This window comes from Actinoplanes sp. HUAS TT8 (assembly GCF_051380535.1).
Taxonomy (GTDB): Bacteria; Actinomycetota; Actinomycetes; order Mycobacteriales; family Micromonosporaceae; genus Actinoplanes.
In genome coordinates, this window is record NZ_CP195646.1 from 7,828,386 (window position 1) to 7,852,500 (window position 24,115).

General features: G+C 69.7%; 15 protein-coding genes and 2 rRNA genes (1 of these 17 running past the window's edge). 3 read left to right on the forward strand and 14 right to left on the reverse strand.

Annotated elements, in window-relative coordinates; translation table 11 throughout:
• Positions 1-95 precede the first annotated feature (95 nt).
• Genes ACSHV8_RS34605 through ACSHV8_RS34625 form a run of 5 tightly spaced genes read right to left on the reverse strand, consistent with a single transcriptional unit; the run spans position 96 to position 6,516 of the window.
• Positions 96-830 (reverse strand): TIGR03936 family radical SAM-associated protein, encoded by a 735-nt coding sequence (locus tag ACSHV8_RS34605; protein WP_436537044.1) that lies wholly within the window; start codon positions 828-830, stop codon positions 96-98.
• Between the two features lie 52 nt (positions 831-882).
• Positions 883-2,826 carry a TIGR03960 family B12-binding radical SAM protein gene (locus ACSHV8_RS34610; protein ID WP_436522747.1) on the reverse strand — a complete coding sequence of 648 codons (1,944 nt, stop codon included), beginning with the start codon at positions 2,824-2,826 and terminating at the stop codon, positions 883-885.
• 23 nt (positions 2,827-2,849) lie between these two features.
• On the reverse strand, positions 2,850-3,179 hold the full coding sequence (locus ACSHV8_RS34615; RefSeq protein WP_436522749.1) for an STAS domain-containing protein: 330 nt from the start codon (positions 3,177-3,179) through the stop codon (positions 2,850-2,852).
• 11 nt (positions 3,180-3,190) lie between these two features.
• Entirely contained in the window at positions 3,191-5,689 is a 2,499-nt protein-coding gene (locus ACSHV8_RS34620) for a SpoIIE family protein phosphatase (RefSeq protein WP_436522751.1), read from the reverse strand.
• A gap of 29 nt (positions 5,690-5,718) precedes the next feature.
• Entirely contained in the window at positions 5,719-6,516 is a 798-nt protein-coding gene (locus ACSHV8_RS34625) for an alpha/beta fold hydrolase (RefSeq protein WP_436522753.1), read from the reverse strand.
• Positions 6,517-6,733: 217 nt separating this feature from the next.
• Between ACSHV8_RS34625 and ACSHV8_RS34630 the strand changes: the two genes are divergently transcribed.
• Positions 6,734-8,068, forward strand: coding sequence for a hypothetical protein (locus ACSHV8_RS34630; protein WP_436522755.1), 1,335 nt, complete (start codon positions 6,734-6,736; stop codon positions 8,066-8,068).
• A gap of 23 nt (positions 8,069-8,091) precedes the next feature.
• On the opposite strand, the gene ACSHV8_RS34635 is transcribed toward ACSHV8_RS34630, so the two are convergent.
• From ACSHV8_RS34635 to ndk, 4 genes are all read right to left on the reverse strand, one after another.
• Positions 8,092-8,763 (reverse strand): lysophospholipid acyltransferase family protein, encoded by a 672-nt coding sequence (locus ACSHV8_RS34635; RefSeq protein WP_436537046.1) that lies wholly within the window; start codon positions 8,761-8,763, stop codon positions 8,092-8,094.
• Positions 8,764-8,905: 142 nt separating this feature from the next.
• Positions 8,906-12,016 carry an isoleucine--tRNA ligase gene (gene ileS, locus ACSHV8_RS34640; protein ID WP_436522757.1) on the reverse strand — a complete coding sequence of 1,037 codons (3,111 nt, stop codon included), beginning with the start codon at positions 12,014-12,016 and terminating at the stop codon, positions 8,906-8,908.
• Between the two features lie 296 nt (positions 12,017-12,312).
• Positions 12,313-13,839 carry an alkaline phosphatase D family protein gene (locus tag ACSHV8_RS34645; RefSeq protein WP_436522759.1) on the reverse strand — a complete coding sequence of 509 codons (1,527 nt, stop codon included), beginning with the start codon at positions 13,837-13,839 and terminating at the stop codon, positions 12,313-12,315.
• An 81-nt stretch (positions 13,840-13,920) separates the two neighbouring features.
• Positions 13,921-14,337 carry a nucleoside-diphosphate kinase gene (gene ndk, locus ACSHV8_RS34650; protein WP_436522761.1) on the reverse strand — a complete coding sequence of 139 codons (417 nt, stop codon included), beginning with the start codon at positions 14,335-14,337 and terminating at the stop codon, positions 13,921-13,923.
• A 255-nt stretch (positions 14,338-14,592) separates the two neighbouring features.
• On the opposite strand from ndk, the gene ACSHV8_RS34655 reads away from it, so the two are divergent.
• The gene (locus ACSHV8_RS34655) at positions 14,593-17,466 is read left to right on the forward strand and encodes a VOC family protein (protein ID WP_436522763.1); all 2,874 of its coding nucleotides are present in this window, start codon (positions 14,593-14,595) and stop codon (positions 17,464-17,466) included.
• A 52-nt stretch (positions 17,467-17,518) separates the two neighbouring features.
• Here ACSHV8_RS34655 and ACSHV8_RS34660 read toward each other — a convergent pair whose 3' ends face one another.
• The 3 genes from ACSHV8_RS34660 to ACSHV8_RS34670 are packed head-to-tail and all read right to left on the reverse strand — an operon-like array spanning position 17,519 to position 21,888.
• Complete coding sequence (locus ACSHV8_RS34660) at positions 17,519-17,914, reverse strand: DUF4233 domain-containing protein (RefSeq protein WP_436522765.1); 396 nt, start codon at positions 17,912-17,914, stop codon at positions 17,519-17,521.
• Positions 17,911-19,236, reverse strand: coding sequence for a bifunctional folylpolyglutamate synthase/dihydrofolate synthase (locus ACSHV8_RS34665; protein ID WP_436522767.1), 1,326 nt, complete (start codon positions 19,234-19,236; stop codon positions 17,911-17,913). Before ACSHV8_RS34665 ends, ACSHV8_RS34660 begins: the two co-directional genes overlap by 4 nt.
• A 12-nt stretch (positions 19,237-19,248) precedes the next feature.
• On the reverse strand, positions 19,249-21,888 hold the full coding sequence (locus tag ACSHV8_RS34670) for a valine--tRNA ligase (protein WP_436522769.1): 2,640 nt from the start codon (positions 21,886-21,888) through the stop codon (positions 19,249-19,251).
• A 74-nt stretch (positions 21,889-21,962) separates the two neighbouring features.
• Here ACSHV8_RS34670 and ACSHV8_RS34675 point away from each other — a divergent pair, with 74 nt between their 5' ends.
• Positions 21,963-22,862, forward strand: a complete 900-nt coding sequence (locus ACSHV8_RS34675) for a hypothetical protein (protein ID WP_436522771.1) — start codon at positions 21,963-21,965, stop codon at positions 22,860-22,862.
• Between the two features lie 137 nt (positions 22,863-22,999).
• Here the strand turns inward: ACSHV8_RS34675 and rrf are convergent.
• Together rrf and ACSHV8_RS34685 are read right to left on the reverse strand one after the other, a co-directional pair.
• A 5S ribosomal RNA gene (rrf, locus tag ACSHV8_RS34680) occupies positions 23,000-23,116 on the reverse strand.
• Positions 23,117-23,214: 98 nt separating this feature from the next.
• Positions 23,215-24,115, reverse strand: a 23S ribosomal RNA gene (locus ACSHV8_RS34685); it runs 2,175 nt beyond the window's last position.

The following is a 24,115-nucleotide window of genomic DNA, read 5'->3' on the forward strand; positions in this document are numbered from 1 at the left end:
TGAGCGCTGCCACGCAGGGTCGCTGCAAGTATTTCGGGCCCGTCCGAGCCGGACGGGCTGCCGAAGTCTGCCAATGGACCCCGACCGGATTCCGGTCAGTGTCCGCCGATGCCGACGCCCTCGCGATCCGCCTCCAACGGATCGACGATCTCCCCCTGCGCGGTGAGTGTGCCCTGGGCCAGCCGGGTCACCCTTGCAGGGACCGGCGGCTCCAGGCCGGCCACCACGCGCAGGCCGGAAAGGACATCATCGGGCCGCACGGCGGGCGTTACCTGCCGTACGACAAGGTCGATTATCGCACACGGTACTCCACCGGCCCCGGAAGGTAGGTCCGGCTCTGACACCACCATGCACCGAACCACGGCCGCGCGCGCGTCGAACGTGCGCCGGCCCTGCTTGGTCATGCGTTCGACCAGCACCTCGTCGGCCGAGAGGAAGGCGGCGACCGCCTCCTCGGCAGTGGCCGGATTCACCTCGAACAGTTCCAGGCGCCAGAGCGAGGCGTCGATCCGGTCGGCCAGACTGCCCGCGCCGGCCCGGACCGCCTCCAGCACGTCCAGGCCCGGGGAGAGGGCGGCGTCCAGCGCCACCCGCAGCTGCTCGGGGTCGGTCTCGGCCTGCAGCCCGATCTCCAGGTACTCCGCCTCGCTGCCGACACCGGTCGGGGCGGCACTCGCGTACGAAATCTTGGGGTGTGGGGTGAAGCCCTGAGAGAAAGCGATCGGGACGCCGGCACGCCTCAGCGCACGCTCGAAGGCGCGGGCGAAGTCCCGGTGGGAGGTGAAGCGCAGCGGTCCGCGCTTCGCATATCGAAGGCGGATCCGCTGCACGACCGGGGCCTGACCGCCCACGGGCTGGTTCTTGGGGGGAATCGTCGCACTCCTAAACGGGGACCCGCAGGCCGTTCACCGGGGTCAGGGGAAGCAGCTTCTTACCGGTCGGACCGATCTGGATCTCGGTGTCCATCGACGGGCACACGCCGCAGTCGAAGCACGGGGTCCAGCGGCAGTCGTCCTGCTCGAACTCGGACATCGAGTCCTGCCAGTCCTGCCAGAGCCAGTCCTTGTCGAGGCCGGAGTCCAGGTGGTCCCAGGGCAGGACCTCGGCCTCCTCGCGCTCGCGAGTGGTGTACCAGTCCAGGTCGACACCGAGATCGGGAAGCACCTCGGCGCAGGACTCGACCCAGCGGGCGTACGAGAAGTGCTCGGACCAGCCGTCGAACCGGCCGCCCTTCTCCCAGACCCGGCGGATGACCTGGCCGACCCGGCGGTCACCGCGGGACAGCAGGCCCTCGATCAGCGACGGCTCGCCGTCGTGGTAGCGGAAACCGATGGCCCGGCCCAGCGAGCGGTCACTGTTGATCGCCTGCTTGAGCATCCGGAGCCGGCCGTCGATGACCTCGGGCGTGTCCATCTTCGCCCACTGGAACGGGGTGTGCGGCTTGGGCACGAACCCGCCGATCGAGACCGTGCAGCGGATGTCCTTGGTGCCGGCGGCCTCGCGGCCGGCCCGGATCACCTCGTGCGCCATGTCGGCGATCTCCAGCACGTCCTCGTCGGTCTCGCTGGGCAAGCCGCACATGAAGTACAGCTTCACCTGCCGCCAGCCGTTCGAGTACGCCGTGACGACGGTCCGGATCAGGTCCTCCTTGGTCACCATCTTGTTGATGACCTTGCGGATCCGCTCCGAGCCGCCCTCGGGGGCGAAGGTGAGGCCGGTGCGCCGCCCGTTGCGGGACAGCTCCTGGGCCAGGTCGATGTTGAACGCGTCGACCCGGGTGGAGGGCAGCGACAGCGAGACGTTGCTGTCCGCGTACTGCTGGGCCAGGCCCGAGCACATGTCGCCGATCTCCGAGTGGTCGGCGCTGGAGAGCGAGAGCAGACCGACCTCGCTGTAGCCGGAGAACTCCAGCCCCTCCTTGACCATCTGGCCGACCGTGGTGATCGACCGCTCCCGCACCGGGCGGGTGATCATGCCGGCCTGGCAGAACCGGCAGCCCCGGGTGCAGCCGCGGAAGATCTCCACCGCATACCGCTCGTGGACCGTCTCGGCCAGCGGGACCAGGGGCTTCTTCGGGTACGGCCACGCGTCGAGGTCCATCGTGGTGCGCTTGGCGACCCGGAACGGGACGTCCGGCCGGTTCGGCACGACGCGCTGGATGCGCCCGTCCGGCAGGTAGTCGACGTCGTAGAACCGCGGCACGTAGATGCTCTCCGTGCGGGCCAGGCGCAGCAGCAGCTCGTCGCGCCCGCCCGGGCGGCCCTCGGCCTTCCAGTCCCGGATGATCCCGGTGATCTCCAGGACCGCCTCCTCGCCGTCGCCGAGCACGGCGGCGTCGATGAAGTCGGCGATCGGCTCCGGGTTGAAGCTGGCGTGGCCGCCGGCCAGCACGATCGGGTCGTCGATCGTGCGGTCCCGGCTCTCCAGCGGGATCCCGGCCAGGTCGAGCGCGCTGAACATGTTCGTGTAGCCGAGCTCGGTGGCGAACGACAGCCCGAGGACGTCGAACGCCTTGACCGGGCGGTGCGCGTCGACCGTGAACTGCGGGACGCCATGTTCCTTCATCAGCGCCTCAAGATCCGGCCAGACCGAATAGGTCCGCTCGGCCAGCACGTCCGGCTGCTCGTTGAGCACCTCGTAGAGGATCTGCACGCCCTGGTTGGGCAGGCCGACCTCGTACGCGTCGGGGTACATCAGCGCCCAGCGGACGGTCGTGGCGTCCCAGTCCTTGACGACGGCGCCGAGCTCGCCGCCCACGTACTGGATCGGTTTGCTGACCCGGGGCAGCAGCTGCTCGAGCTGCGGGAAGACGGAACTCACGCTCATGGGTGTCCAGGGTACGCGAGTGGCTAATCGCTCAGTTCGGCTGCGGCCCGATCCAGGTCGACGGCGAACAGGTCGTTCCGGAACGCACAGAGCTGCAGCGTCATCCGGGCCGCGCCGCGTTCGCCGACCACCAGCCGGATCGGCTTGCCGCGCTCGTCCAGCTCGCCGACGATCAGGTCGAGCAGCCGGACCCCGGCGCTGTCCAGGAACGAGACGGCGGTCAGGTCGATCAGCACGGCATCGGCGAGCGTCGTCCGGGCCACGATCGCGCGCCCGATGTCGTGCGCGTTGGCCAGATCGATCTCACCCTTGAGATGTACGGTCTCGGCCACCCCACGCCGTGAGAAAGTCACCCACTGATCCGTCATCCTCGGGCCTCTCCTCGGTGCCGGCGCATCGTCACCGTGGTCCCGTCGCCCCGGTCCACCAGCACCTCGTCCATGGCTTCCTCGATCAGCTGCAGGCCACGGCCGCGGGACTGCCCCGGGCCGCGCCAGGTGCCGTGGTCGGTGACCCGGATCTCCACGGCGTCGTCGGTGATCGTGGCGGACACGTCCACCACGCCGAACGGGTCGTCCCGGTAGGCGTGCTCGATCGCGTTCGCCACCGCCTCGGAGCAGCCCAGCAGGACCGCGTCCATGCACTCCTCGTCCACCCCGTGCGCGATCAGCCAGGCCCGCATGTCCGAGCGGAGCAGGGCGATCTGCAGCGGGTCGGCCCCGAGGGTGCGTTCCAGCCGCTCCTCGGCGCCCAGGGTCAGGCAGAGTAGGCAGACGTCGTCGCCGTGCTCGCGCCCGACCATGGTGTCGGCCAGTCCCGCGGTCAGGCCCTTGAGCGGGGCCCCGCGCAGCCGGCTGAACTCCCGGTTGAGCACCTCGAAGCCGCGGTCGATGGGCCGGTCCCGGCGCTCGACCAGCCCGTCGGTGTAGAGCAGCAGGCGGCTGCCCGGGGTCAGGCGCATCCGGTGCTCGGTGCGGCGGCGGTCACCGGCCCGCGTGCCGATCGGGCCGGACCGGGCCTGGAGCAGGAACTCGGCCGAGCCGGCGGGCTGGTGCAGCAGCGGCGGCAGGTGCCCGGCGCACGCGTAGACCAGCTCGCACGCGTCCAGGTCGACCTCGGCGTAGACGACCGTGGCCATCCGCGCCGACTCGACCCGCTGGCAGAACCCGTCCAGGCCCTCCAGCAGCCGGGCCGGCCCGTTGGCGGCGTTGGCCAGGGCCCGGATCGCGCTGCGCAGCTGGCCCATCGTGCTGGCCGCCTCCAGGCCCCGGCCGACCACGTCGCCGACCACCACGGCCAGCTTGTTCGGGGTGATCAGGAAGGCGTCGAACCAGTCGCCGCCGACCTCCAGGTCCTGCCCGGCGGCCTGGTAGTGGGTCTCCACCGAGAACCGCGGGTCGCCCGAGGGCACGTCGGTGGCGAGCAGGCTGCGCTGCAGGGACCGGGCGATGGCGCGCTCCTGCTCGTAGAGGCGGGCATTCTCCAGGGCCAGCCCGGCCCGGTCGGCCAGGTCGACCAGGAACGCCTGCTCGGCCTCGGCGCCGCGCCGGTCGGCGGCCATTCGCAGCGAGAGGGTGCCCAGTACGTGACCACGCGCCGTGATCGGCAGGACCGTGCAGCCCAGCCGATCACCTTCGGTGACGAAGATCGGCATCACCGAGCGGGTCGCCTCGGTGATCCGCTCGGCCAGCAGCGCCTCGTCCGGGGCCGCGCCGCCGGCGTCCTCGCGCAGACCGGCCGAGCCGACGTGCAGGCGGACGGTCGCCCAGTCGGCGATCTCCGGCACCACCCGTTCGACCAGGCGGCGGCTGCGCTGCAGCAGCCGGTGCTCCTCGTCCAGCGCCCGGGTGGTGCCGGCCAGGAAGGCCGCCCGCTCCTCGCGGCGGCGGGCGTCGTCGTAGAGCCGGGCCCGGTCCAGCGCCTGCCCGGCCTGCTGCCCGAGCAGCCGGATCACCCGCAGCTCGCCGTCGGTCAGCTCGCGCTCCTCGGCGAAGCTGAAGGCCAGCACGCCGAGCACGGTCACCCCGGCCTGCTCGTCGGAGGGCCCGGTGGTCAGCGGCAGCAGCACCACGGTCTTGCGGCCGGAACTGGTCATGGTCCGGGCCAGGTCCGGGAAGTGCTCGGCGGCCTCGGCCAGGGTGTGCACCACGTGCAGGTCGCCGCGGCGGGCGACCTCGGCCACCGCCCGCTCCGAGGAGCGGGGCATGTCGTCCCAGTTGCCGGTGGTCGGGTCGGTCGAGGCCACCGCGACCAGCTGGTCCCGCTCGACGTCGACCAGGTAGATGCTGCTGCTGGTGGCCCGGAAGGCCGGCTCGGGCGCCCGCACCACGGCCTCGGCCACCTCGGCCTCGGTCGGCGCGGCGGACAGGTCGGCCACTATCTGCTGCAGCACCCGGACCCGCTTGTCCGAGGCCTCCGCGACCTGCCGGGCCAGCAGCAGCTCGTTCTCGTAGCTGCGCCGCTCGGTGGCGTTGAAGACCATCGTGCGGATCACCCGCGGTGCCCCGCCGGCTCCTCGTTCCAACACCGAATTGACCAGTACGGGAATCCGCGCCCCGTCCGCGCAGACCACGTCGAGAGCGATCTCGTGCACCTCGCCCTGCATCGCCAGCAACGGCGCGTAGTGGGTCTCGTGGTAGATCTGGCAACCAGGGGTGAGCAGGTCACGGAACCGTCGGTGACCGACCAGGACCGCCCGGTCCCACCCGGTCCAGTCCAGGAACGTCTGATTGACCCGGACGACCGTGCCGTCCGGGAGCGTCGTCAAATATCCGCAGGGTGCATGCTCGTACAGGTCCTCGGGATCGTCGTCCCAGGGCAGTCGCAACTCATTCGTCACGTCCGGCCCACCAGATTCACTCACGCCTCTGCTCCGCCGATCATGCCCGCTGTCTACAACCAGGACTTGATCGCGTCAACCGTCTCTTCCGGAGCGCTCAGATTCGGACAGTGGCCGGTCGCGTTCAGGGCCGTGAAAGTGCTCTGCGGCGTGTTCTTGTGGACGTACTCACCGACCACCGTGGGCGCGATGACGTCGTCCGAGCACTGCAGGACCAGCGAGGGCACACGCATCCGGGGCAGGTCGGCACGGTTGTCGGAGAGGAACGTGACCCGGGCGAACTTCTTGGCGATCGCCGGGTCGGTCCGGCAGAACGAGTTCGTCAGCTCCTCGCCCAGCTCCGGGCGGTCCGCGTTGCCCATGATGACCGGGGCCATCGCGCTCGACCAGCCGAGGTAGTTGCTGTCCAGCGAGACCAGCATCTGCTCGATGTCGGGCCGGCCGAAACCGCCGACGTAACCGTCCGCCTCGTCGTTGATGTAGCGCGGCGACGGGCCGATCATCACCACACCGGCGAAGCGCTCGGGCTGCCGGACCGCGGCCAGCAGGCCGATCATCGCGCTGACCGAGTGGCCGACGAACAGCACGTCACGCAGGTCGTGCTCCTCGACGATCTCCAGGATGTCGGTGGCGTAGCCGTCGAGCGTGGCGTATTTGGCGTCGTCATACGCCGTCAGGTCCGACTTGCCGTTGCCCACATGGTCGAAGAGCACCAGCCGGTGCGTGTCCGCGAACGCCGGCGTGACCAGCCGCCACATGTTCTGATCGCACCCGTAGCCGTGCGCGAAGAGCATCGGCTGCCCGGACTCACGGCCGGACGACGTGACGGCGTTTCTCTGCGTGGTTCTCATGCGGGCCAAGCCCTCCCCAGGGGTGGTGAGAGGTGTCACCCGGGTCACCGGATGTGAAGTCCGGGTAACCATACGACTCCGGAGCGTTTCGCACATCGCCCCCGTTGTCCGCCATTCGTGTCCGGTGGCCGGAATCTGCTCGGCCGTCCCCTTGGCACACCGTGCCTAACCTGGGTGAGGACGCCCACCGCCACCCGGGAGAAGGAGATCGACAACCATGGCTGACGCGGAGCCGGGAGATCACACCCCGGCCACCGGAATGCCCGGCCCGACCCGCGTGTCCGGCTTCTCCGACGAGCCGCCCACCGGCGTGCTGCCGACGGAGCCGCCGACCGGTGTGCTGCCGCCGCCGAGGTGGAGCGGGGCAGCCGCGGTTCCGGAGGTCGCGCCCAGGAGATCGCTGTGGGGGCGGCTCGTCGACCGGGTGAACGGGGAGCCGCCGGAGCCCGACCCGGAGGAGTACTGGGCGACGATGCCGGCGGTGGACCCGTGGGCCGGGCAGGACACTCCGGTCTGGACCACGGAACACCTGGGGCCGGCCGCGCACACGCCGCCGACCCGGATCGACGCGCCGACCGCGCACACGCCACCGACCAGGCTCGACGCCCCGGCCGCACACACCCCACCGACCAGGCTCGACGCGCCGACCGCGGGACAGGGCACCGGCCCGGCGGCGGAAAGAGCGGCGCCGGAAAAAGTGGACTTCCCGGCCAAGGTGCGGGCGCTCCTCGACGACCTGGGCGTGAAGGCGGCCGAGGTCGCCCAGGCGCGCAACGCCAAGGCGGGCGCGGCTACCGCCGTACCTCCGAAGGCCCCTGTTCCCAAGGAGCAGGCGCCATCGCGCGGCTGGTTCCGCAAGCCGGCCGCCGCCCCCGCGGCCGATCGGATCCCGGTGCAGCCCCGGCCGCCGGTCAAGCGGCCGGAAACGATCCGTCCGCCGGAGGCGAATCGGCCACCCTGGGCCGGGAAGGCACCGCGCCCGCGACGACGGCACCGCCGCCTCCGGCGCCTCCTGCTGATCATCGCGGTCCTGGTCGCGGCCTGGTTCGGAGCCCCTTACGCGTACGACCAATGGCCCGCCCTGGGTCAGTTCCCGGTCACCGCCGAGCTGCCCGACCGCGTCGGTGACCTGCGGCTACGCGTCGACGACGCCAGTTCGAAGGCGGTCGACCGGCTGGCCGATCAACTGGCCGCGGCCGGTTCCGAGGGGCAGGCGTTCGCCGGTGTCTACGGCGACTCGGGCGGCAAGCGGGTCACCCTCTACGGCGTCACCGGCTGGCGTTTCACCCCGCAGTCGGACGTGAACGGGCAGCTGGCCCGGATCTCCGGCGACGTGAAGCTGAGCGACGTCCAGGACTTCGATCTGGGCGAGTCCGGCGCGTTCGAGAGTTGTGGCGCCGGTCGCGTGAACGGGACCTCGACGGTGATCTGCACGTGGGCCGATCACGGCAGCATGGCCACTGTGCTGCTGACCCGGCGCTCGGTGTCGGAGAGCGCCGAGCTGGTCGCCGCCCTGCGCGGGGAGGTGCTCACCCCGAAGTTCGGCGCCTGAGGCCGCGCGAGGCCGTGTGACGCTCAGTCCTCGCGCTTGGGCGGGGCGTAGCGGGACACGTACTCCTGGCCGGTCAGTTTCTGGATCTCGGCCATCACCTGGTCGGTGAGCTCGCGCAGCGACGTCCGGTCGTCGGAGCGCCCGACGGTCTCGATCGGCTTGCCGAACTTGACCGTGACGTGGCCGCGCATCAGCTTCGGGTAGACCTGGCCGATCGGCTGCACGTCCTCGGTGCCGATCATGCCGACCGGGATGATCGGCACCCCGGCGGCGGTGGCCAGGCGGGCCACGCCGGTGCGCCCGCGGTAGAGCTTGCCGTCCGGCGAGCGGGTGCCCTCGGGGTAGACGGCGACCAGGTCGCCGCCCTTGAGCGCGGGGATCGCGGCGTCGAACGCGGTGAGCGCGGCCCGGCCACCGGCGCGCTCGACCCGGATCGCGCCCAGACCCTCCATCAGCTTCCGCGAGAAGAAACCCTTCACACCTTTGCCCACGAAGTAGTCCGACTTGGCCCAAAAGGCCAGGTGGCGTGGCACGGCGGCGCCGAGGAACAGCTCGTCGGCAACCGAGAGGTGGTTACCGGCGAAGATCGCGCCACCGGTCTTCGGCACGTGCTCGAGGCCCTCGACGCGCGGCTTCCAGCCCACCATCAGCGCGTTGCCGACGGTGAGTTTGCCGATCGAGTAGAGCAGCGGCAACTCGTCCTCCGATGACCAGTGCAAAAAACAAAGTTGTGGGGTGAGGAGAGGTTATCGGACGCGGGCCCGCCATGGACTATTGATCTTGCCCACGGCCCGGACATTCGCCGCGTCAGGCGAACATCCGGGCCAGTCGGTTATCTCACACGGGGGTGACGGTAACGGTGATCTGTTCCCCGTCGCCCACCTCGCCGGCGAAACCGTCCACCGGAGCGAAGACCAGGGAAGTGGCCAACGTCTCACCGGTGACGAACGGCCGGTGCGCCTCGACCGCGGCCTCGACCGCCGCCGACGCGCCGACGATGAGCGCGATCCGGTCCGAGACGTCCAGGTCGGCGTCCCGCCGGGCCTGCTGCACGACCCGGATCACGTCCCGGGCCAGGCCCTCGGCGGCCAGCTCGGGGGTGACCGCGGTGTCCAGCACGACCACGCCACCACCGGCCGGCAGCGGGGCCGAGTTGTCGGCGTCGGCGGCGACCAGCTTCAGCTCGTACTCCCCCTCGGCCAGGGTGACCCCGGCCGCGACCGGCGAGCCGTCGACCAGCTCCCAGTCACCCGATTTGACGGCCTTGATGACCGGCTGGACCTGCTTGCCGACGCGCGGGCCGAGCACCCGCGGCACCACCGTGAGCACCTGCTCGCAGTAGGCGGCGACGTCGTCGGTGAAGACCACGTCCTTGACGTTGACCTCGTCCTTGAGCAGGTCGCCGAGCCCGGTCAGGGCCCGGCTGTCGGGCCGGGCGACGGTCAGCCGGGCCAGCGGGAGCCGGACCCGCAGCGCCTTGGCCTTGCGCAGCGACAGGGCGGCCGAGGCCACGTCGCGGATCGCGTCCATCGAGGCGACCAGGTCGCGGTCGGCCGGGAACGCGCTCGCGTCCGGCCAGTCGGTCAGGTGCACCGACCGGTCGCCGGTCAGGCCGCGCCAGATCTCCTCGGCGGTGAGCGGGGCCAGCGGGGCGACCACCCGGCACAGGGTCTCCAGGACCGTGGCCAGGGTGTCGAACGCGTCCGGGTCGCCGTCCCAGAAGCGGTCGCGGGAGCGGCGGACGTACCAGTTGGTCAGGGCGTCGAGGTAGTTCCGGATACTTCCCGAAGCGCCGGAGATGTCGTATTCATCCATCTGGCGCTCCACGCCCTCGACCAGCTCCCTGGTCTTGGCGAGGATGTAACGGTCGAGCAGGTGCGTACTCGTCGTCCGGAATGTCGCGGCATGGTGGGCGGCGTTGGCGTAAAGGCTGAAGAAGTACCAGACGTTCCACAACGGGAGCAGGACCTGGCGGACCGAGTCCCGGATCGCCGTCGCGGTGACCGGCATGTCCCCACCCCGCAGCACGGGCGACGACATCAGCATCCAGCGCATCGCGTCCGACCCGTAGGAGTCGAAAACGCCGTACACATCGGGATAATTGCGCAAGGACTTCGACATCTTGCGACCGTCCTCGCCGAGCAGGATGCCGTGGCTCAGGCAGTTGCGGAACGCCGGGCGGTCGAACAACGCGGTCGCCAGCACGTGCATGGTGTAGAACCAGCCGCGCGTCTGCCCGATGTACTCCACGATGAAGTCACCCGGGTAGTGGTGCTCGAACCAGTCCTTGTTCTCGAACGGGTAGTGCACCTGCGCGAACGGCATCGACCCGGACTCGAACCAGCAGTCCAGCACCTCCGGCACCCGGCGCATGGTGGACCGCCCGGTCGGGTCGTCCGGGTTGGGCCGGGTCAGCTCGTCGACGTACGGCCGGTGCAGGTCCTTCACCGAGACGCCGAAGTCGCGCTCCAACTCCTCGTAGGACCCGTAGACGTCCACCCGCGGATAGGCCGGGTCGTCCGACTTCCACACCGGGATCGGCGAACCCCAGAACCGGTTCCGGGAGATCGACCAGTCCCGGGCGTTCGACAGCCACTTGCCGAACGAGCCGTCCTTGATGTGCGCCGGCGTCCAGGTGATCTCCTGGTTCAGCTCGACCATCCGGTCCCGGAACCTGGTCACCGCGACGAACCAGGACGAGACCGCCTTGTAGACGAGCGGGGTGTCACAGCGCCAGCAGTGCGGGTACGAGTGCGTGTACCCGTCGTGCCGGACCACCACGCCGCGCTCCTTGAGGCGGGCGATCACCGGCTTGTTGGCGTCGAAGACCTGCACACCCTGCAGGTCCGGGACCAGCGAGGTGAACCGGGTCCGCTCGTCCACGGTGACCACGGTCGGGATGCCGGCCGCGTTGCAGGCGTTCTGGTCGTCCTCACCGAAGGCGGGGGCCATGTGCACGACGCCCGTACCGTCCTCGGTGGTCACGAACTCGGCGCCGAGCACCTGGAACGCGTTCTCCCCGGCGGGCTCGCGCAGGTAGTCGAAGAGCGGGGTGTAGCGGCGACCGACCAGCTCGCGGCCGCTCACGGTTCCGACCCGCTCGTATCCTTCGAGCTCCTTGGCGTAGGCGCTCGCACGCCCGGCACCGAGGATGAGCTTCTGCCCGTCCTGGTCGGAGAAAACGGCGTACTCGATGTCCGGTCCGACCGCGAGCGCCAGGTTGGACGGCAGGGTCCACGGTGTGGTCGTCCAGACCGCGATGTCCTCGCCGGTGTCCAGCCGGAACTTCACCGTCAGCGCGGGGTCGGTCCGGTCGCGGTAGACGTCGTCCATCCGCGTCTCGGTGTTCGACAGCGGCGTCTCACAGCGGTAGCAGTAGGCGAGGACGCGGAAACCCTCGTACACCAGGCCCTTGTCGAAAAGGGTCTTGAACGCCCACATGACCGATTCCATGTAATCGGGATCGAGCGTCTTGTAGTCGTTCGAGAAATCCACCCAGCGGGCCTGCCGGGTCACGTACTTCTGCCATTCGCTGGTGTAGGCGAGCACGTTCGTCCGGCAGGCCTCGTTGAAGGCCTCGATGCCGAGTTCGAGGATCTGCGCCTTGGTGGTGATGCCGAGCTGCTTCTCGGCCTCGACCTCGGCCGGCATACCGTGCGTGTCCCAGCCGAATCGGCGCTCGACACGCTTTCCGCGCATCGTCCGATAGCGCGGGACGACGTCCTTCACATAGCCGGTGAAGAGGTGCCCGTAGTGCGGAAGACCATTGGCGAACGGCGGGCCGTCGTAGAAGACGTATTCATTGCCGCCGTTGTCCCCGGCCGGTCGTGCCTGGACCGAGGCCTCGAACGTGTTGTCGCTCGCCCAGTAGGCGAGGACCTCGCGCTCGACCGCGGGCAGATCCGGAGAGGCCGGAACGCCCGTCGCGTCGGTGTGCTTCGGATACATCGTGCTCCTCGAAACAGTCATCCACATGACTGCGAGGACGAGCTCTCGCCCGCGGTACCACCTCGCTTGACCTCTCCCTCTCGGGGAGGCCCGCTCATTCCCGGCTGACGCGCGTGCCGTATCGCCCGGTTCTACTGAAGCCGAAAGGCTCGTTCTTCCGGTGGCTCCCCGGTGATGGCCGGTTCGTTGCCCGCGTTCCGACAACGATACCGGCCACCCCGGGAATCCCTCACCCGCATTACCTCGGACCCATCAAGATCAAGACCATTTTCCCGTACGGCGGGAGAACCGCTCCCTCAGTGACCGGGCCGCAACGTGGTCGACCAGAGCGCCACCCCGTCCCGATCACGCAGGTGAACGGTCAGCGCGCCCGAATGCCCGTCGATCTCCACCTCGCCGAAGTGCTGGTAGCCCTCGGCCGGCGAGGCGTTGGCCACCGGCGGCGCGTGCACGAAGACCGCCTCCGGCCCGAACGTGCCGTCCAGGGCGTTCGGCCCGAACCCGCCCGCGTGGGCCGGCCCGGAGACGAACTCCCAGAACGGCGTGAAGTCCTGCACGGCCGCCCGCTTCGGGTCGTAGTGGTGGGCCGCGGTGTAGTGCACGTCCGCGGTCAGGAACACGATGCCGCTCACGCCATGACGGTGCGCGGCCCGGAGCACCTCGGCGAACTCCAGCTCGCGACCCTCCGGCGCACCCGCGTCGCCCTGCGCCACGCCCTCCTGGCCGACCGGTGAATCGGGCACGACCAGGCCGAGCGGCAGGTCGTTGGCGATCACCTTCCAGGTCGCCCGGCTGTTCCGGAGCCCGTCGATCAGCCAGCGCCGCTGGGTCGCCCCGAGCAGGCCGCGCTTCGGATCGGCGTACGTGTCGTCGGTGTTCGGGTCCTTGAACGTCCGCATGTCCAGCACGAAGATGTCGAGCAGCGGCCCGTACGAGATCTTGCGGTGGACCGGGCCGGAACGCACCGGGGTCGGCACCCACTCGTGGTACGCCCGGTGGGCCCGCGCGGCCAGCACGTCCACCCGCTTCTCGGTGTACCGCGCGTCGTCCAGGATCTCCCCCGGGTACCAGTTGTTCAGCACCTCGTGGTCGTCCCACTGGTTGATCTGCGGGACCGCCGCCGTGAACCGCTTGTACGCGTCGTCGAGCAGGTTGTACGCGTACTGCCCGCGGTACTCGTCGAGGGACTCGGCGACCTTCAGCTTGGCGTCGGTCAACCGGTTCCGCCAGATCCGCCCGTCCGGCAGCGTGACCGTCTCCGCCAGCGGCCCGTCGGCATAGACGGTGTCCCCGCTGTGCAGCAGGAAGTCCGGCCGGCGCAGGCGGGCCGACTCGAACAGCTTGAGCCCGCCGTAGTTCGGGTCGATACCCCAGCCCTGACCGACCACGTCACCGGTCCAGACGAACCGGACGTCACCGCGATGCGTCGGCGCGGTCCGGAACGTGCCGTCCACCGGAAGACTGAAAAGTCCCGGCCGATCCGCGCTCTCCACCTTGGCCCGGTAGTAGACCTTCTCCCCGGACGGCAGCCCGCGCAGCAACACCTTGCCGGTGAAATCGGTGTCCGGGGTGACCAGCGGGCCGCGGATCACCCGCGAACCCCGGAAGTCGGGACGGCGGCTGGCCTGCACCCAGAGCCGGCCGGGCCGGTCGGCCCGGGTCCACACCACCGCCGCATGCGCGGTGGCGTCACCGCTCTGCACGCCGTGAGTGATCACCGGCCGGCTACCGGCACTCGAGAACGCCGGGGCCTCGAACAGCGCCCCGGCCACACCGCCGGCCACCCCGGCGCGCAACAGATTCCTTCGCGAGATCGAAGTCATGCTCTGATGCCTATCGATCCCATGTGGCCCCGAGGTGGCCGTACCCTGAACTTCCCCGCTTTTAGGGGTTGGGCTCTTGTCCTAGAGGTTCGGGAACCAGAGGGCCAGCTCACGCTTGGCGCTGTCCACCGAGTCGGAGGCGTGCACCAGGTTCTCCCGGTTCGACAACGACAGGTCACCGCGGATCGTGCCGGCCGCCGCCTTACGCCCGTCGGTGGCGCCGATCATCGCGCGGACCACGTCGATCACCTCGTCGCCGGAGAGCACCAGGGCGGCGAGCGGGCCGCTGGTCATGAACTCCTTGAGCGGCGGGTAGAACGCCTTCTCGACGTGCTCGGCATAGTGCTGGTCGGCGAGCTCGGCATCCATCGTGCGCAACTCCAGCGCCTCGACGACCAGGCCCTTACGCTCGAAACGCGACAGAATCTCGCCGAGCAGTCCGCGGCGGACGGCGTCAGGCTTGACGAGCACGAGCGAACGCTCGGTGTTGCTGGACACGTGGGGTTCCTCTCCGGAGGCGACAAGAAGGCCGACACGCCTGAGGTTCAGCCTATCGGTACCTCCGGGACGGCGAGCGGCGATGCCCGTACTGCCGCACTTTCGCTCAGTGACCGGAGGGCCATAACCTGACGGGAACGAACCGGGAGGTCCACAGTGGCGAACCAGGCCGGCCGGCCCATCGCTCCGGCACGCAAGTTGGTGGCGTGGGTCATGGGCACGCTCGCTGCTTTCGTGATCTTTTTAGGTCTCGGCATGCAGAGCTGGCCCGTCGCGATCTTCGGCTTCGTGGTGCTGGGATTGGCGATCGCGCTGGCGATGATGACCAACGTGCGCCGCGGCGGCCGGGCCACCGTGGCCGGCACCGCCGAGATCCTGAACATCACCGAACCGCCGGTCGCCGGGGCGTACGGGCGGGCCGAGATCTCGGCCATCGTCGTCGCCCCCGGCCTCGGAACCTTCGACAAGGTGATCCGGGACGGCCGGGTGCCGGTCGCGAAATGGCCGACCATCGGCTCCACCGTGCCCATCACCGTCGACGTCGACGACACCCGCCGGGTCCGGGTCAACTGGAAGGACGCGCCCGACATCGGCGCGGCCGGCGACCCGCCCCCGCCCGCCCAGCCCGACCTCGGCACCGACCCCGAGGAGACCGAGGACGACGACGTGCTCGGCGCGGTCGCCCCCGGCCCGTGGGAGAGCAGGGACGACGACTGGACCGCCGAGGAACCCGCTCCGGCGTACGAGGAGACCCGCGTCACCACCCCCGTGGTCGTTCGCGACACCCCGAACGGGCCGATCCTCGAAGGCCAGCTCGTCGGCGACGAGGAGCCGGTGTCGCCGCTGCCGCGACGCGCGGGGAACGGGCCTCGGGCGGAGGCGGGCGGTTTCGAGGCGGCGGACACCGATCCGATCGGCTTCGACCCGATCGACCTGGACTCCCCGGCCGAACCCCGGCCCGCCGACTCCACCCGGACTTCGCCTCGGGCCGCTGCCGGTGAGGCCCCTCCGGCCGACCCTGCTTCCGCCGACCCGGGTTCCGCCGAATCCGGCCGGGCTGAGCCTCGCCCGACTTCTTCCGAGTCGCCGGCCGGGGCCGGTCCCTACGCGCCGCCGGCCGCCGCGCCCGCTGACGACCCGGCGCCCGCCCCCTCGTCGCGGGACACTGCCGCCGCCTATGCCGCGGGCGCCGCCGCGACCGCTGCCGCCGCCGGGGCCGCTCGCCGCGCGGAGAACGCTCCCGTTGCCGAGCCGGTTGCCGCTTCCGACCGCTCAGCGGCTCGTGAGGGCCGCAACGCGGCCGCGGCCAGCACCAGGCCGGGGTCGGGTGCCTCCTCCGAGGCCTGGCCCTCCGCCAGCTACCCGCCGCCGCCCGGGCCGGGTGCGCCCAGCCGCCCCTCGGACGACTCCGACTCGTTCGACTTCCCGCCCCCGCCCCCGCCGGGCGCCGCCGCCCGTTCGGGCCCCTTCGACGACGACGAGTACCCGCCGCCGCCCGCCCCGGGGTCGCGTCGCGGTCGTGCGCCCAGCCGTTCGGAGGAGTTCGACTACCCACCGCCCCCGGCGCCCGGGCTGGGCCGGCCCGCCCCGTCCATCCCGACGGGCTCCGACTACCCACCCCCGCCCCGGCCGGCCTCGTCCCCTTCCTCCCCGGCTCCCGTGAGGACGGGCACCCCCTCGACCCCGCCGTCCAGCGCTCCCCCAAGCGCCACGACATCCGGCGCCCCTTCCGGCCCCACGACGTCCAGCGCACCTTCCGCCCCCGCGACATCCGGCTCCGCACCGTCCGGCCATCAATCGTCCGGTAGCCAGTCGTCCGGCGGAGGTGTCACGGCCGCGGCCTTCGCCGCCGGCCTGGCCACCGGAGCCACCGCCACCGGAGCCACCGCCGCCGCAACCCGCACCGCGACACGCCGCCCACCCGGGTCCCGGCCCAGCCCGAAGCCGCGGTCCAGCAGCACGGCCACGGTCGAACCCCCGGTCACCAAGCCGCAGACCACCGGCCGCCCGCCCACCCAGCGCACCTCGACCGAGTCGGCCCCGGCCACCGATCCCCTGATCGACCTGGAGCTCGACGAACCCACCAAGCCGGCCGCCGCCCCCCGGCCGGAGCCGAAGTCCACCCACTCCGGCCGCACCCGCTTCGTCGACCAGCCCGGCACCCCCGAGGCCCCCATGGCCGCCCCGGCACCAGACGCCGCTGTCCCCGTCGCCCCGGCCTCCGAGGCACCCTCCGACGACCCCGGGCACGCCGACTTCCCGCCGATGGCCTTCCCCATCAGCGCCTACCCCTCCACCACTGAGAACCCTGCTTCCTACCGCACCCAGCCCCACCCGGAGCCGACCGTCTCGGCGACGTCCCACACCCCCACTCCGGTCGCGCCGCCACCCACTGCCCCGGAGCCGGATCGCCCCTTCCCCACCGCGCCGTCACCGTCCACCCCCCGCGCGACCGGCCCGATCCTCCCCGAGGACGAGGTCGACATCCCGCTGGACGCCGTCCCGGAGTCCACCCCTCCCGTAGCCGCCGGAATAATCGCTCCCGCGGCAGGATCACCGGCAGCCGCGAAGACTCCCCCGGTAGCAGAGGCTGCGGAAACCCTCCAGGCCGACGAGCCCGAGGAAGACCTCCCGAGCAAGCCCACCGGCAGCCCGTGGGGCGACTTCTCCGGCCGCCAGGAACCCGACATCCACGCCGCCGACCTGATCACCGCCTACCCCAGCGCCCGGCCGGGCCCGGCCGGCGCGATCCACGGCGTGGGCATCACGATCCTGGTCACCGACCTGGAACGCTCGATCCGCTTCTACCGCGACACCCTCGGCTTCTTCGAGATCGACACGGGTGACGGCAGTTCGGTCCTGGCCTCCGGCGACACCCGGGTGGTTCTGCGGACCGTCCCGAATCTCTCGTCCGAGGCGGGCCGCCTGATCTACCTGAACCTGGAGGTCGGCGACATCGAGGCGGTGCACGACGAGCTCAAGGCCAAGGGGGTCAAGTTCGTCCATTCCCCGCGCCCGGTGAATCGCGGCGACAAGTTGGAGCTCTGGTCGGCCACGTTCCGCGACCCGGACAACCACAACATCGCCATCACCCAGTGGCGTGCGATCCGCCCGGATTCCGAGGCCTAGAAACGCCGAAAGGGGGAGTCACCACGGTGACTCCCCCTTTTTTCGAACAGCTTCAGCCGAGGATCGACTTCCTGACGTACGTCGCATAGGCCCACGCCAAGCCGAAGATCACGCCCAGCGCCGCCAGTGACCACTGCACCATCCCACTGGCGAGGAGCAGCACCTGCAGTACCGTCCCCGCGGTCCAGCCCCAGCTGCGCCGCATGCACCCGGCCAGCGCCGCGGCGATCACCGCCAGGGCCACGACCAGCCCGATCCCCCACCCGCTGAGGTGGCCGCCGAGGATGCGGATCGGCTGGATCGCCAGGAGCAGCACGATCGCTTCGAGGGCGAGTGTTCCCGCCCCGAGTCCCCGTACGGCCGCTTCGGGGTTGCGAAGCCCGGAAGGGCGAGTCGCGGCGCCCGCCTCGCCCTCCGGCGACATCGCGTTCTCCTCCGGCTCGGTCATCGTTTGAGCAGTTTCCGCGCGTCGGCGACGGTCGCCACCGAGCCGGTGATCAGCACGCCGACGCCGCTGAGTTCGCCGGACGCGTCTTCCTCGGCGAGCACCACGGCTTCTTCGATCGCGTCCGGCATCGTTTCGGCGGCCGTCACGCGGTCCTCGCCGAACACGTTGATCGCCAGTTGTGCCAGTTCGTCGACCGGCATCGACCGCGGCGAACTGTTCTGGGTCACGACGATCCGGGCCGCGACCGGTTCGAGCAGGTCCAGCAGCCCGGTCGCGTCCTTGTCGGCGAACACGGCGAGCACGACGACCAGGTGCCGGAAGTTGAATTCCTCTTCCAGCGCGGTGACCGTCGCGGCCATGCCGTGCGGGTTGTGCGCGCCGTCGAGCAGGATGGCCGGCGCGCTGCGGACCCGTTCCAGCCGCCCGGGCGAGTCGACCTGGAGGAAGCCCTCACGGATCAGCTCGATGTCGATCTGCTTGTCCGGCCCGGCCCCGAGGAACGCCTCGACCGCGGCCAGCGCGACGGCGGCGTTCTGCGCCTGGTGGGCGCCGAAGAGCGGCAGGAAGATCTCCTCGTAGACGCCGCCGAGCCCCTGCAGGACGAGGACCTGGCCGCCGACCGCCTGCGTGCGCTGGACGACACCGAACTCGCTGCCCTCGCGGGCCAGCGTGGCCCCCATCTCCGCGCAGCGTTCCAGGATGGGCCGTATGGCCTCCTCGGTCTGCAGCGCGCTGATCACCGTGGCGCCCTTGTGGATGATCCCGGCCTTGGCCCAGGCGATGTCCTCGATCGTGTCGCCGAGCCATTCGGTGTGGTCGAGCCCGATCGGGGTCATCACGCACACGCCGGCGTCGATGACGTTGGTCGCGTCCTCCTCGCCGCCCAGCCCGACCTCGACGACCGCGATGTCGACCGGCGCGTCGGCGAAGGCCGCGTACGCCATGGCGGTCGTCATGTCGAAGTAGGTCAGCGGTTCGGTGTTCCGGTCGTCGATCAGGTCGGCCAGCGGCGAGATCTCCCGGTACGTGTCGACGAGCCGTTCCTCCGAGATCGGCTCCCCGTCCAGGCTGATCCGCTCCCGGACGGTCTCCAGGTGCGGGCTCGTGTATCGCCCGGTGTGCAGTCCGCACGCCCGCAGCAGCGCGTCGATCATGCGGGCGGTGCTGGTCTTGCCGTTGGTGCCGGTCAGGTGGATCGCCGGGTAGGCCCGCTGCGGGCTGCCCAGCACGTCCATCAGGTCCCGGATCTTCTGCATGTCGAAGACCATGCGGGTGAAGCCGCGCTCGTTCAGCGCGGCCTCGACCTCTGCGTACTCACTCATGTCAGGCATCCCTCAGGCTGCCGGCAGCGCGTCGAGCGCGGCCGCGATCCGGACCAGATCCGCCTCGGCGGTCGCCAGCCGGTCCTTGATCTTGGCGACGACCTGCTCCGGCGCCTTACCCACGAACGCCTCGTTGCCCAGCTTGCCCCGGCACTGCGCGGCCTCCTTCTCGGCGGCCGCCCGGTCCTTCTCCAGCCGGGCCCGCTCGGCGGCCACGTCGATCGCCCCGCGGGTGTCCAGGTCGACGGTGACGCCACCGGTGACGGCCAGGGTGGCGGTCGCGGTGAAGTCGGCCGCCGGCGCGTCCAGCCGGACCAGGGAACGGATCAGCGTCTCGTGCGTGTCGATGCCGACGTTGCCCAGCCCGGTCAGCGCCGCCGAGACCCGCTGGCTCGGCTTGAGCCCCTGGTCGGAGCGGAACCGCCGGACCTCGGTGACCACCTTCTGCAGCGCGGTCAGTTCCTCCTCGGCGGCGTCGTCGACCCGCGCGTAGTCGACCGACGGCCAGGTCGCGAACGTCACGGTCTCGCCGCCGGTGAGCGCGATCCACAGCTCCTCGGTGACGAACGGGATGACCGGGTGCAGCAGGCGCAGCAGCTGGTCGAGCACGTGCCCGAGGACACGCCGGGTGCGCGCCGCCTCCGGGGTGTCCTGGGCCAGCACCGGCTTGCTGAGCTCGACGTACCAGTCGCAGACGTCGTCCCAGGCGAAGTGGTACAGCGTGTCGCACACCTTCGCGTACTCATAGCTGTCGAACTGCTCGTTGACCTCGGCGATGGTGTGCTGCAGGCGGGACAGCACCCACTTGTCGATCGCGCTGAGCTCGCTCGACGGGGGCAGGTCACCCTCGACGGTGGCGCCGTTCATCAGCGCGAACCGGGTCGCGTTCCACAGCTTGTTGCAGAAGTTGCGGGAACCCTGACACCAGTCCTCGCTGATCGGCACGTCGGAGCCGGGGTTGGCGCCGCGGGCCAGCGTGAAGCGGGTGGCGTCGGCGCCGTACCGCTCGATCCAGTCCAGCGGGTCGACGACGTTGCCGAACGACTTCGACATCTTCTTGCCGAACTGGTCGCGGACCATGCCGTGCAGGTTGACCACGTCGAACGGCTGCTTGCCGTCCATCGCGTAGAGGCCGAACATCATCATCCGGGCGACCCAGAAGAACAGGATGTCGTAGCCGGTGACCAGCACACTGGTCGGGTAGAACTTCTCCAGCTCGGCGGTCTGCTCCGGCCAGCCCAGCGTCGAGAACGGCCACAGGCCCGAGGAGAACCAGGTGTCCAGCACGTCCTCGTCCTGGCGCCAGCCCTCGCCGGTCGGGGGCTGCTCGTCCGGCCCGACGCAGACGACCTCGTCGTTCGGCCCGTACCAGACCGGGATGCGGTGACCCCACCACAGCTGACGCGAGATGCACCAGTCGTGCATGTTGTCGACCCAGGCGAAGTACCGCTTCGACAGCTCCTCCGGCTCGATCCGCACCCGGCCGTCCCGCACCGCGTCGCCGGCCGCCTTGGCCAGCGGGGTGGTGTTGACGAACCACTGCAGCGACAGGCGTGGCTCGACCGTCGTCTTGCAGCGCGAACAGTGCCCGACCGAGTGCTGGTAGGGCCGCTTCTCGGCCACGATCCGGCCCTGCTCCCGCAGAGCGGCGACGACCGCCGGCCGGGCCTCGTACCGATCCAGACCCTCGAACGGGCCGGGCACGGTGATCACCGCGCGCTCGTCCATCACGGTCAGGCTGGGCAAGCCGTGCCGCTGGCCGATCTCGAAGTCGTTCGGGTCGTGGGCCGGGGTCACCTTGACGGCGCCGGTGCCGAACGCCGGGTCGACGTGCTCGTCGGCCACGATCGGGATGCGCCGCCCGGTCAGCGGCAGCTCGACCTCGGTGCCGACCAGGTGCTTGTACCGCTCGTCGTCCGGGTGCACGGCCACCGCGGTGTCACCGAGCATCGTCTCGGCCCGGGTAGTGGCGACGACGATCGCGTTCGCCCCCTCGCCGTAGCGGATCGAGACCAGCTCACCGTCGTCGTCGGTGTGCTCCACCTCGATGTCGCTGAGCGCGGTCAGGCAGCGCGGACACCAGTTGATGATCCGGTTCGCCCGGTAGATCAGCTCGTCGTCGTACAGCTTCTTGAAGATCGTCTGGACGGCCCGGGAAAGCCCATCGTCCATGGTGAAACGCTCACGGCTCCAGTCGACGGAGTCGCCCAGCCGCCGCATCTGCCCCAGGATCGCGCCGCCGGACTCGGCCTTCCACTCCCACACCTTCTCCACGAACTTCTCGCGGCCCAGGTCGTGGCGGGAGAGCTGCTGCTCGGCGAGCTTGCGCTCCACCACGTTCTGCGTGGCGATGCCGGCGTGGTCCATGCCCGGCAGCCACAGCACCTCGAAACCCTGCATGCGCTTGAGACGCACCAGCGTGTCCTGGATGGTGTGGTCGAGGGCATGGCCGACGTGCAGCGAGCCCGTCACGTTGGGCGGTGGGATGACGATGGTGAACGGCGGCTTGTCACTCTTCGGGTCGGCGGTGAAATAGCCCTCCGATACCCACCGCTGGTACCGCGACTGCTCTACGTCGCCCGGCTGGTACTGAGCGGAGAGGCCACCGGTGGGCCGGCTGTCGGGAGTGCGGGTATCAGTCGCATCGGTCACCCCGCAAGTCTACGGATTCCCACGCGCGACCCGGTATTCGCACTGCCACCTGTGGATAACGGTAGGCTCGCGTGATGTCCGAACCCGGCCGGCCGACGCCCCCCATCGCGGCCTCCTCGGCTCCTCCACCGCCGTCAGCTGCCCCGATCCCCGCCGTTCCGGATCATTCGACCCCGTCGAATCCCGCTCCGGCCGGTCCCTCGAACCTGGCTCCTGACCGCGCTTCCGACCTCGCTCCTGACCGCGCTTCCGACTTCGCTCCTGACCGCGCTCCCGGCCTTGCTCCTGAGCGCGCACCTGGCCTCGCACCTGGCCTCGCTCTGAACGAACCGGAGCCGATCGAGATCCAGGACGCGCCGTTCAGCCTCGTCGGCGAGGACGACGGCGAGGAGCCCGAGGCCGAACCCCTCAGCCCGGCCCGCCGCCACACCCGCACGATCCTCCTGGCGTCCCTGCTCACCGTCGGTGTCGTCGGCGTGGCCGCGCTCGGCTGGTTCTACTGGCAGATCAACTCCCAGCGCCACGTCACCCTGAACCTGCCGTCCACCATCGGCGAGCTCAAACTCGACAAGACGCAGGACGCCCAGGACACCGCGGACTATCTGCAGACCGCCCTCTCCGCCGAGATCGACCTCGACAAGACGGTCGGCGCCGTCTATTCCGGCGCCGCCGACAAGGACGTTCTGATCTTCGGCGGCACCACGCTGATCTGGAGCCCGGACAAAGACCTGGAAACGTCGTTCGAATTGCTCAACGACGACAAGGGTTCGGTAACCGGCCTGCACGACGTCGACGCCGGCTCCCTGGGCGGTTCCATGAAATGCGGAACCACGGTCAGCGACGGATCGGGCATGGCGGTCTGCGGCTGGGCCGACCACGGAAGCCTCGCCCTGGCCATGTTCCCCAACCGCTCCGCCGCCGAAGCAGCCCCGCTGATGATTCAAGTGCGAGAAGCAATTCAAACCCGCGATTGACGTACGGTCATAGCCCCGCCCCCAACGCAGAACACCCCGTCCCCGGGCATTCCCGGAGGCGGGGTGTTCCGTTTGTGGTGAACGCACAAAAAAGATTAGGCCCACCCCGTGTGGGGTGGGCCTAATCTGTAAGTTAAGTCCGGCGGCGTCCTACTCTCCCACACCCTCCCGAGTGCAGTACCATCGGCGCTGGAGGGCTTAGCTACCGGGTTCGGAATGTAACCGGGCGTTTCCCCTCCGCTATGACCACCGAAACAGCCATCAGCAGAACCAACCAGCAACCCGTCATACAGACCGGGGTGGTTGTTCGTTTGCTGTGAATCACACAGTGGACGCAAGCGCAATGTTTAGGGTGGTTAAGCCCTCGGCCTATTAGTACCGGTCAACTCAACACGTTACCGTGCTTACATCTCCGGCCTATCAACCCAGTAGTCTAGCTGGGAGCCTTACCCACTCAAGGTGGTGGGATACCTCATCTCGAAGCGAGCTTCCCGCTTAGATGCTTTCAGCGGTTATCCCTTCCGAACGTAGCCAACCAGCCGTGCCCTTGGCAGGACAACTGGCACACCAGAGGTTCGTCCGTCCCGGTCCTCTCGTACTAGGGACAGCCCTTCTCAAGTATCCAACGCGCACGGCGGATAGGGACCGAACTGTCTCACGACGTTCTAAACCCAGCTCGCGTACCGCTTTAATGGGCGAACAGCCCAACCCTTGGGACCTGCTACAGCCCCAGGATGCGACGAGCCGACATCGAGGTGCCAAACCATCCCGTCGATATGGACTCTTGGGGAAGATCAGCCTGTTATCCCCGGGGTACCTTTTATCCGTTGAGCGACACCGCTTCCACACGCAAGTGCCGGATCACTAGTCCCGACTTTCGTCCCTGCTCGACCCGTCAGTCTCACAGTCAAGCTCCCTTATGCACTTACACTCAACACCTGATTGCCAACCAGGCTGAGGGAACCTTTGGGCGCCTCCGTTACCCTTTAGGAGGCAACCGCCCCAGTTAAACTACCCACCAGACACTGTCCCTCGACCCGATCAGGGCCGCAAGTTAGATACCCAAACCCAACAGAGTGGTATTTCAACAACGACTCCACCCGAACTGGCGTCCGAGCTTCACAGTCTCCCACCTATCCTACACAATCGAATTCAGATACCAATGTCAAGCTATAGTAAAGGTCCCGGGGTCTTTCCGTCCTGCCGCGCGTAACGAGCATCTTTACTCGTACTGCAATTTCGCCGGGCCTGTG